Genomic DNA, 3396 nt, shown 5'->3' with positions numbered 1-3396 from the left:
AGGCCCGCCAGCACCACATGGTAGGCCCCCTGGGCCCGCAGGATCAAGACGACGCCCCATCCGTTCAGCGCCCCGGCATATTCTACTGTCCCCGCCGCTGGACTCATCACCGCTCGCCCCTTTTCCGTGCGGAACGCCAGACCGTTCGAACGCCCGCCCGCCGGCAGGGTTTCGCCGAACCGGCGCGTCACCGCGCCGGGCACCGGCCGCGACAGGGTCAGGGGACCGGTCGGAATCGCCGGGCTCAGGCCATCGGTCAGGGCCCCGAGCGTGCGCAATTCGCTGGCCTCGGCCAGGGCCTGCTGGGCATAGGCGCGTTCGAGGCGGGTCTTTTCGACGATCAGGCGCTCGATTTCGCCCTTGCGATCAGCCACCACGCTTTCGGCCGTGAACAGTTCGGCTGCGGCGGCTGCGGCCTCGCGGCGGAGCACGCCCACGGCCGAGGCCTGACGGGCATAGCCGTCGGCGCGCCGCTGCAGGTCGGGGGTCATGGCGCGAACCAGAATGGCGGCCCGAACCGCATCGCGAGCATCACCGGGGCTGACCAGCAGGGCCGGCGGCGGATCGCGCCGGAACAGCTGCAGGGCCGACAGCAGGCGGGCCATCTGATGGCGATCGCGGCCCAGCGCCGCCAGGACCCGGACCTCGCGGGCATTGAGGGCTTCCAGCCGGGCGCGCTTGAGGTCGACATCCTCGCCGGCCGCCAGCCGGGCATGGTCCAGCTGGGACAGCTCGGCCCGCAGATCCTCAATCTCGCGGCGGGTATCGAGGGCCGACTGCCGGTCGCGGGCCCGCTGCTCGGCGGTCTGGCGCGCCAGCCCGACCCCGGCGGCCGACAGCAGGGCGACCAGGACGAGTACGGACAGAAAAGCGGTGGAGCGGCGGACGGACATCTCCCTCGCTCATAACCCTAATCGCGGTGGTAGGGCGAGCCCGACAGGATGGTGGCGGCGCGATAGACCTGCTCGGCCAGCATGGCCCGGGCCAGGGCATGGGGCCAGGTCTGGGGTCCGAAGGCCATGGTCTCGTGGGCCCCGGCCAGGATCGAGGGGTCAAGACCGTCCGCCCCGCCGATCAGGAAGACGACGCGGCGGGTGCCGTCATCGCGCAGGCGGGCCAGATGCTCGGCAAAGGCCCGGCTGGGCCGCACCTTGCCGTGCTCGTCGCAGGCGATCACGTGCGCGCCCTCCAGATGCGGGCGCAGCACCTCGGCCTCGGCGGCCTTGCCGGGCTTGCGGGCCTCGACCTCGACGATCTCGACCGGACCCAGCGCCAGGGCACGGCCCGACGCCGTGGCCCGGGACGCGTAGTCCAGGGCCAGCTGCGCCTCGACCATGCGGCCGAGTTTTCCGACAGTGAGGAGGGTTATCTTCATGGGACCGGACCCGGGTCACCGCCTGCGATGCAGACCATGACCCGGGACAGGAAGATCAGTTGGCCGCAGGCATGCGGTGCGGGGCGTCAACCGCCCAGATCTTCTCGATATTGTAGAAGCTGCGCACTTCGGGGCGGAACAGGTGAACCACCACGTCGCCGGCGTCGATCAGAACCCAGTCGCAGTGCGGCAGGCCTTCGACCCGCGCCTTGCCGAAGCCGTTTTCCTTGAGGGCGCGGAGGATGTGATCCGCCAGGGCGCCGACGTGACGGTGCGAGCGGCCGGACGCCACGATGAGGCTGTCGGCCACGGAGCTCTTGTCCGCCAGGTCGATGTGAACGATGTCCTGCGCCTTGTCGTCGTCCAGACGGGACAGGATCAGGGTCTCGAGGGCCTTGATGTTCAGGTCCGGCGTCAGGCCGGGATGTTGAGTGGAAGACTCGGTGGAAACCGTATCTTCCTGCGCAATTTGCGCGGGGTCGCTACGCAGCGGAATGCTCCTTATGGGGTCGCGCGGATCCCCCTCATAGCACGGATGAGTCGGAAACGTGAGGGGTTGCGTGAAAGAGGCGGAAATGACGCGACTCAGGTCGCCTTGTTGAGCCGCTCGCGCATCGCCGTCGATGAGGCAAAGTTCAGCGGGCCGGTCAGATAGACCCAGGCCGGGGCCGTGGCGTCAGGCAGGGTCGCAGCCGCGCTGGCAGGCTTGCGAGCGTGGGCAAAGCGGCGGGCGGCGGGCGAGGTCCGCGACTTCAGCGCTGCCCAGGGCCGCGAGATCACCGCCACCGGCACCTCGCGCATGATCTGGGTCCAGCCCCGCCAGCGGTGGAAGGTGGCCAGGCTGTCGGCCCCCATCACCCAGACGAACTTCACGCCCGGATAACGGGCCCGCAGCACCCGCAGGGTGTCGATGGTGTATTGTGAACCCAGCCGGGTTTCGGCGTCCGAAACGATCATGGCATTGCCGCGGGCATGGCGGCGGGCCCCGGCCAGACGCTCGGCCAGGGGCCTGGTCTCGGCCGAAGACTTCAGCGGGTTTTGCGGCGAGACCAGCCAGATCACCTTGTCGAGGTTCAGGCGATGCAGGGCCGTCTCGGCGACGTGGGCGTGACCCTCGTGCGCCGGATTGAACGAGCCCCCGAACAGCCCGACGCGCATCCCGGGTTCCAGATGGAAGCCGAGACGCTGCGCACCGGGGCGCCCGGCCTCAGGGACGAGTCTGGCCGGTCCCGCGAACCACATATTTGAATGTCGTCAGTTGCTCGGCCCCTACCGGACCGCGGGCATGTAGCTTGTCGGTGGCGATGCCGATCTCCGCGCCAAATCCAAACTCGCCACCGTCGGCGAACTGGGTCGAGGCATTGACCAACACGATGGCGCTGTCGACCTGGGCGGCGAAGGCTTCGGCGGCGGCCTCGTCCTCGGTGACGATGGCGTCGGTATGGCCCGAGCCGTAGCGGGCGATATGGGCGGCGGCCCCGTCGACACCGTCGACCACGGCCACCGACAGGATCGGGGCCAGATATTCGGTCGTCCAGTCTGCCTCGACGGCCGGCTTCATGTCGGGCTCGATGGCCCGGGCGGCCGCATCGCCACGCAGCTCGCAGCCGGCGCGGATCAGCAGGTCGGCGATCGGCGGCAGCAGGCGGGCTGCGCCGGCCCGATCGACCAGCAGGGTCTCGGCCGAGCCACAGACCGACACCCGCCGCATCTTAGCGTTCAGGGCGATCTCGGCGGCCTTTTTCGGGTCGGCGGCGGCATGGACGAAGACGTGGTTGAGGCCTTCGAGGTGACCGAGCACCGGCGCCCTCGCCTCGGCCTGGACCCGGGCGACCAGGCTCTTGCCCCCGCGCGGAATGATCAGGTCGACGGTCTTGTTGAGGCCCGAGAGGATGGCCCCGACGGCGGCGCGGTCGGCGGTGGCCACGGCCTGGACCGCCGTGGCGGGCAGACCGGCCGACACCAGGCCCCGGACGATGGCGGCATGAATGGCGAGGCTCGAGGCCAGGCACTCGGATCCG

Annotated in this window: 5 protein-coding genes; all 5 read right to left on the bottom strand. The window is 70.0% G+C overall.

Translation table 11 applies throughout. The features are described from left to right. On the bottom strand, window positions 1-893 hold an 893-nt coding region (locus DBR10_RS16320; protein ID WP_233243451.1), incomplete at its 3' end, for a murein hydrolase activator EnvC family protein. A gap of 17 nt (window positions 894-910) precedes the next feature. Further along, window positions 911-1375 (bottom strand): 23S rRNA (pseudouridine(1915)-N(3))-methyltransferase RlmH, encoded by a 465-nt coding sequence (rlmH, locus tag DBR10_RS16315; protein ID WP_108556519.1) that lies wholly within the window; start codon window positions 1373-1375, stop codon window positions 911-913. Window positions 1376-1430: 55 nt separating this feature from the next. Further along, window positions 1431-1865: a ribosome silencing factor gene (gene rsfS / locus DBR10_RS16310; RefSeq protein WP_199223608.1), complete on the bottom strand. Its 435-nt coding sequence runs from the start codon at window positions 1863-1865 to the stop codon at window positions 1431-1433. Between the two features lie 95 nt (window positions 1866-1960). Beyond that, entirely contained in the window at window positions 1961-2617 is a 657-nt protein-coding gene (locus DBR10_RS16305; protein WP_108556518.1) for a nicotinate-nucleotide adenylyltransferase, read from the bottom strand. Further along, on the bottom strand, window positions 2583-3396 hold an 814-nt coding region (locus tag DBR10_RS16300), incomplete at its 5' end, for a glutamate-5-semialdehyde dehydrogenase (RefSeq protein ID WP_233243449.1). The genes DBR10_RS16300 and DBR10_RS16305, both read right to left, overlap by 35 nt.

The sequence above is a fragment of the Caulobacter sp. HMWF025 genome (genome assembly GCF_003060965.1).
Taxonomy (GTDB): domain Bacteria; phylum Pseudomonadota; class Alphaproteobacteria; order Caulobacterales; family Caulobacteraceae; genus Caulobacter.
The sequence above is the reverse complement of the archived record's forward strand: the minus strand, read 5'-3'. Positions and strand labels throughout refer to the sequence as shown.

Bases quoted from the DNA above. Each gene is read 5' to 3' on its own strand.
- rlmH (WP_108556519.1), bottom strand. From the start codon at position 1,375: ATGAAGATAACCCTCCTCACTGTCGGAAAACTCGGCCGCATGGTCGAG.
- DBR10_RS16305 (WP_108556518.1), bottom strand. From the start codon at position 2,617: ATGTGGTTCGCGGGACCGGCCAGACTCGTCCCTGAGGCCGGGCGCCCC.